This window comes from Sphingobium sp. L-44 (assembly GCF_056859495.1).
Window position 1 is genome coordinate 1 of sequence record NZ_JBSXOQ010000050.1, and the last position, 6,525, is coordinate 6,525.

Annotated in this window: 3 protein-coding genes; all 3 read left to right on the forward strand. The window is 56.4% G+C overall.

Annotated features, from left to right (window positions below):
• The coding region (locus AC13EK_RS04190; RefSeq protein ID WP_483022053.1) for a hypothetical protein at positions 1-233 on the forward strand (233 nt) is incomplete at its 5' end.
• Positions 234-389: 156 nt separating this feature from the next.
• Positions 390-1,319, forward strand: coding sequence for a hypothetical protein (locus tag AC13EK_RS04195; RefSeq protein WP_125989802.1), 930 nt, complete (start codon positions 390-392; stop codon positions 1,317-1,319).
• Positions 1,320-1,434: 115 nt separating this feature from the next.
• Complete coding sequence (locus AC13EK_RS04200) at positions 1,435-6,150, forward strand: DUF3320 domain-containing protein (protein WP_234792404.1); 4,716 nt, start codon at positions 1,435-1,437, stop codon at positions 6,148-6,150.
• Positions 6,151-6,525: the final 375 nt, after the last annotated feature.

Below are 6,525 nucleotides of genomic sequence, written 5' to 3' on the forward strand. Positions count from 1 at the left end.
GTCAGGTCACTGGGATAACGCTTCGTCTTCTTCGCAATCTGGGCCATCCGCCCCCGGCTCTGCTGCGTCCACATCCAGAGCCTGAATCACGCAGATACGCCTATGACAACCCCTGCCGCCGATTTCCCAAACAGCCTCTTACTTTTTGGGCCGACATTGACCAACCCCATCCTGATGGCCCGAATACCAGCAATATACGAAAGTTGTTGAGGCTGGCGATGGAAATTTATTAACTTTTTTGCTGCATCGAACAATGGTAATTTATGAATTATTACACCCACATCAGAGCTTATATCGCAAAAAATAATCTCAAAATTTTATGAATTTCTGCGTGAACAACACCAACAGACAGATATAACCATCCAACAATTCATTAAGGAAAAATAATAGTGCCAATAAAATCTTTTATTGCCCAACAAGAGCGCCCATGCAGGTTCATCCTCCGCGATCGGCGCGGCGACATTATCGACTGCGCAACTGCAACAATTGATTTGCCCGGCAAACTGACGGTAATATCCGAGCGGGACGGCTCATCCTACACGAGTTTTTCGGCTTGGAGAGGCTCGCGCACCCCCTACGCCAACACCTACGACATGATCGCTACGGAAGACGGATTGTTGCTCCGCACGATCGTTAACGAGGGAGTGACACACTCAGAAAGTGAGGAAGCCGATCCAACCCCTGCTGAAACAGCAGCCAACAGTTTGGCCGACCGCTTCCGCTACCGCCTGTACCATGGCCACGCTCCCGTCGAATATCTCGACTATATGAAGCGGACACTCCAGCATGATCTCCAGCGCTACGACGACCTCGTAGGTAATTGGACAAAGGTAGCCAAACGAGCCCTGAGCGAAGCAGTCAAAGCACAAATCCGCTTTCAATACGGCCTCCGTTGGGCCGATAAGAATATGGAATGCCTTTACCGCGAGCATGGTTGTGCGGGGGCAGTTGACCGAGGTGAGGAAACCGCCATGGATCACGTTATTCCCGTTTCCGAACTGGCAGCCGCCGTGCTGGACGAAGGGAGAAGCTTTGACCATCGGTTCTCCACTCTCGTTCGCGCATGGCTATGCCCCGTCGCGCACATCACCAAGGAATCCCATGCTCGATTGACCAATGGTAGCCACCCTGATCACGGCCGCCCGTTCCATCGATATGCGCTCGCACAGGTGGTTGCGAATGATCATGACGGGCAAGATGTCGAGACGCTGACGCTTGATGAGCATTTCCATAATTTGCGCAAAATCGAATGGGTAGCGCCGATTATAGAGCGCCACATCGACCCATATGGATGGGAAGGCCTAAAGATCGCCAACTAGAGATCAAGTGGCAGGTCGGTTTCGAATGAGAAACGACATTTACCCCGCCCCTAATTTCAAATTAAGGATGTGGAATCAATGATGCCGCTTCTCACCTTTAAACTTCCCAGGTGCTATGACCGACCTGCTCACTGACCCGCGCGCTACATCCAGCTCCGATCCAATCCGCAGCCGCTCTATACAGCGGTTGTTCGATGATACCCGCAAGCGGCTAGTGGAGACGGGCACCCGCAACCGGCTCATCCATGTGAATCGGACGAATACACGCGGCAACGTTCTGAACATCGTCAATGAACGATCCGATGATATTTATTCGATTCTATCGACTGGCAAAGCAATGCGTTTCCGTGCCAACGGGCACGACCAACGCGATGCGGATGAGATCGTTCTAGCAGACGAAATTGACGGCGATGTTGGCGAAGGCCGGCACAAAGACAATCTGTTGGAAACGCGGCTGGGGCCAGACGCTCTTGCCAAGCGCCTCCTGAAAATTGCTCGAGAAGCGAAAACCGCTGAAGAAGAACAGGGCATCAACATCCTCTATCTAGCCCTGGGCTTTGCGACCTGGTTCGAGGATAAGGAGTCGGGCGTAGCGCGCGAAGCACCATTGGTATTATTGCCCGTTGAGCTCGTGCGCGATCCGCGCCGTTCGACATATGATCTGCGGGTTCGCCCCGACGACATGATGACCAACCTGCCTCTGCAGCAGCGCTGGCAAGAGGATTTCGGCATTCGGCTACCTGAAATCGACAATGAGTTGGGTGACTGGCACCCCAGTGACTATCATGCCCAAGTTGAGGCGATCGTTGCCGAGCGACCGGGCTGGAAAGTGAATCGAGATGCCATCCAACTCGGCTTTTTCTCATTCTCAAAGTTGCTGATGTATCGAGATTTGGCGCTCAATGCATGGCCGGAGAACGCTCTAGAAACGCACGAGTTGACGCAAGGCTTGCTTCACGAAGGATTTGCGCATGAGCCGCCGTTGTTCGGCCCAGACGATCGGCTCGATGCCATCCTGCCGCCCGACAAACTGTTCCATGTTGTCGATGCTGATGCGAGCCAGGCAAAGGTCATCGAGGAAGTCCGGGCAGGACGTAATTTGGTCGTGCAAGGTCCTCCTGGGACCGGTAAGAGTCAGACCATCACCAACATCATCGCTGCAGCGGCTAAGGAGGGGAAGACCGTCCTGTTTGTTGCCGAGAAAATGGCGGCCCTATCGGTGGTGCATGATCGGCTAGTGAAAGTCGGCCTGCGAGATCTGATCCTTGAGCTCCACTCCAAAACAGCAAACAAAAAAGCTGTGCTCGGCGAACTGGCTCGGACCCTAAGCGCCGGACAAGCAACACCAGCTATGCCACCAAAACCGGAGGCCCTTCGCACCGTCCGTGACAGGCTAAATGCTCTCGCCGATGCTTTACACGCTCCAATCGGAGAAAGTGGAGAATCGCCCTTCACTGTTCTCGGTCGTCAGGCTCGCTATCTAGGCATGGGAGCCCCCATGCCCACACTCGCAGCGCCGACTGTGGCTGCCATGTCTCGCGATGAGGAAGCGACGGCATGCGACCTTATAGCCCGCTACGGCACTTTACTCGCCACTGCTGGTCCCCAAAACGCCCATCCATTCTTTGGGGTTGGCACAATTGACCTCCAACCGGTAGCTGTTGCGCGCCTGGGACAAGACTTAGTTGCAGCAAGCGATAGGTCGAACAGGTTAAGGGCTGCACTCGACGCACCGATGTCAGCCGCCGGATTAGACGATGCGCGCGCGATCAGCATCGCCCCCTCCTTACGCGACCTTTTAGAGCGACTAGATGGCTTCAACGCTTCAGATGCAGCCTTAGCGCAACGGCTTCTCACAACACCCGAAACAGCCCGCTTGATCGACGGGCTAAACATAGCTGCAGCTTGGCGCACCGCGCAAGACAATGCCAGCGCTGACTTCATCGAAGCCGCATTCGGCACTGACCCCACGCATCTTCGCGGCCCTCTGGTTTCTGGCACGAGCTCGTTCTTCGCCCGCTGGGGCGGGGCTTATCGAAATGCGTCTCGTGCGCTCGCCGGTCTATTACGAGGCCCGATACCCAAGACGGCCGATGAGCGGCTGGCTCTCGTTGACCTTCTTGTAGACATCCAGTCCCTTCGCAAAAGGTGGGGCGATGATGAGTCGTGGCTGTCCACTACTCTTGGCGATGATTGGCGTGGGGAACGAACTGATTTTCCACGAGCGGCCAGGGTCGCTGAATGGTGCGCTCGAGCTGCTGGAGCGGCTATCACTCTTCAGCCAGATCGCCTTGTTGCGGTCGCTAGCGACCAGCCCGCGAGAGCGCGCTACACAGCTGACCTTGATGCCATATTTTCCGAATCTCGAGATCGGATCGCGACCACGATCGGCGCGCTCGACCTCGACGAACGACGCTTCGGCAAGCCCCATCCAGATGTGGATCTCATGGTCGTGTCGGGCGTGTTCGATAGCATGGCAGCAGCCATCGACCGGTATGCAGAATGGGCTGCACTATGTCAGGCACGAGCGGCGCTCGATGCATCCGGTTTAGCAGAGCTGGCGGACCGCATGGCTAGCGGATCGCTAGATGGCAGCGCGGCCTCGATTGAATTGAAGTTTGCCCGCGCGGAGCAGCTGTGGAATGCTGCTTTGGCGACCAATCCTGCGCTAAAAGAGGTCGCATCGCTTGACCGACATGCGTTGGTGGATGATTTCATCCAGCTCGAGCGCTCTCGCCTAAAGGAGAATGTCACCTCCATTCTCGCTGACCACCTCGCGCAACTGCCGCAGGGTGCGCAGGGAGAAATGAAAGTGATCCGAGGTGAGATCGGCAAGAAGCAGCAGCATATGGCGCTGCGCAAGCTGTTCCTTAGCGCACCTGTTGCGATCCAACGGATCAAGCCCGTGCTGCTTATGAGCCCTATTTCGGTTGCGCAGTTCCTTACACCTGGGCTGGTCAGCTTCGACCTCTTGGTCATTGACGAGGCCAGTCAGGTGCGCCCAGAGGATGCGCTCGGCGCCATTGCTCGTTCGCGGCAAATCGTTGTGGTCGGCGATAAGAAGCAGCTGCCGCCATCCTCCTTCTTCGACCGCCTCTTGGCTGACGGTGATGGCGAAGCCGACAGCTTGGACGAGGAAGAAGAAACCAGCGAGGATCTTCTCGGGAACGCAGCGTCACTGGGATCGTCGGAGAGCATACTAACGCTGTGCGAAGCGCGCGGCCTGCCGGGCCGCATGTTGCAGTGGCACTATCGCTCTCGTGATCCTTCCTTGATGCGCGTCTCCAACTCCGAGTTCTATGATGGAGGGTTGGTACTCCCTCCTTCTCCTTTAGAGAAGGACGCGGCCTACGGCTTGATCTTCACTCAGGTCGCGGGGGTTTACGACAGGGGTGGCCGGCGAGACAATCGGATCGAGGGCGACGCTCTGGTCGCACGCGTACGAGAACATGCACGGCGCACGCCAGATCTGTCCCTTGGAATCGTAACGTTCAGCCACGCGCAGAAAAATACAATCACAGAACTGCTTGAGTTGGCACGACGCGATGATAGCGAACTTGACTCGTTCCTTCGGGAAGGCCGCGCCGAAGATCTGTTCGTGAAAAACATTGAAAACGTCCAGGGTGACGAACGCGATGTGATCCTGATCACCGTCGGATACGGCCCGACGCAGGCCGGCGGTATCATGGTGGGCGCAAGTTTTGGCCCTGTGAATGGCGAAGGTGGTGAGCGACGGCTCAATGTGCTTTTCACCCGAGCTCGGCTGCGGTGCGAGGTTTTTGCATCTTTTGACCCGGGACAACTCGACGTCAGCCGCGCCAGCCAGCCTGGGCCTCGTATCCTCAAGCGCTTTCTGGAATATGCCAAGTCCGGTACGATTGAGCAGCCCACACTTACCGGCGAAGTGCCCGACACGCCTTTTGAAGAAGATGTCGCAGAGGTAATTCGCAGCCTCGGCTATCTTGCAGACCCACAGGTCGGCTCGGCTGGTTTTCGCATCGATATCGGTGTACGGCACCCTGAACGCCCTGGCAGCTATTTGCTTGCTGTCGAGTGTGATGGCGCAACCTATCACTCCGCGCTCTGGGCCCGCGAGCGGGACCGTCTACGCCAAGATGTTCTTGAGCATCTCGGTTGGCGTTTCCACCGAATCTGGAGCACAGACTGGTTCTACGATCGGCATCGGCAAGTCGAACGGCTCCGTGCAGCACTCGAGGCTGCTCGCCTCGTGAACCAGGATGAGTTGATAATTGCCGGAGCCAACGGTGGACGCCCTCAAGCTGAACAGACCAATCTGCCTGACCGGGGCGAACTGCCGGAGGTGGTTGCGCGCGTGATGCCCGCATATGTTCGGGCACAGCCTTGGGCTGCTACCGCTATCGAACCGCATGAAGCTCCAACGCCGTTCCTGGTTCCACTGGTGCAGGAGATTGTGGCGGTCGAAGGACCTGTTCATGTTGATGAGATCGCGCGCAGAATCGCTTCTGCCTTTGGCAAGAAAAGCAGCGGAAAACGAATTCTAGCAGCCACACATCAGGCACTTGTTTCTGCAAAGCGGAAGGACGCGGACCTTCACAATGACCATGAGAGCTTCTGGTTTACCGCAGAGCAAGCCGCCGAGCCTCCAGTGCGGGATCGGTCAGCCGAGAGTGGCGCCACCTTCAAGGCGGAAGCCCTTTCTCTGCTGGAGGTACGCGCAGCAATCCGACTAGCGCGGGAGGACAATCCGGGTGGAGAGAATCCTGATCTAATCCGGGCCGCTGCGCGATTAATGGGCTTCAGTCGGGTTGGCCCAGACCTCCAAGCGCGCATTGGTGAAGGATTGGATTGAACTCCGTCAATCCAATCTTCGTGATGAGGCTCGTCGATCGAACAGGACGCTGCGTGCGTTTGTGACGAGGGTGTGCCGTCTTGCATATTAAATTGGCCGTTCCCTCGACCGGTCTCTCTGAAAATTCTTGAAACCTTTCCGACGGCATAATCAACGTGTTACCACACAAATATCTCGCTGAGCAGATGGGGGTATGATGCACTGGCTCGACCGAAGAACACCGGAGTCGCGAAAATGTTAGCGTCCGCGCTCGTGGTGTAATTTCCGGTGTAGATTGAGGTGATCGCATGGGGTTGGGCATGCCCAACCCCATGCGATTTCGAACTCGGTGGCCACCGGGCTCATCGGTAAGGTGGAGTTACCACACTTCACACG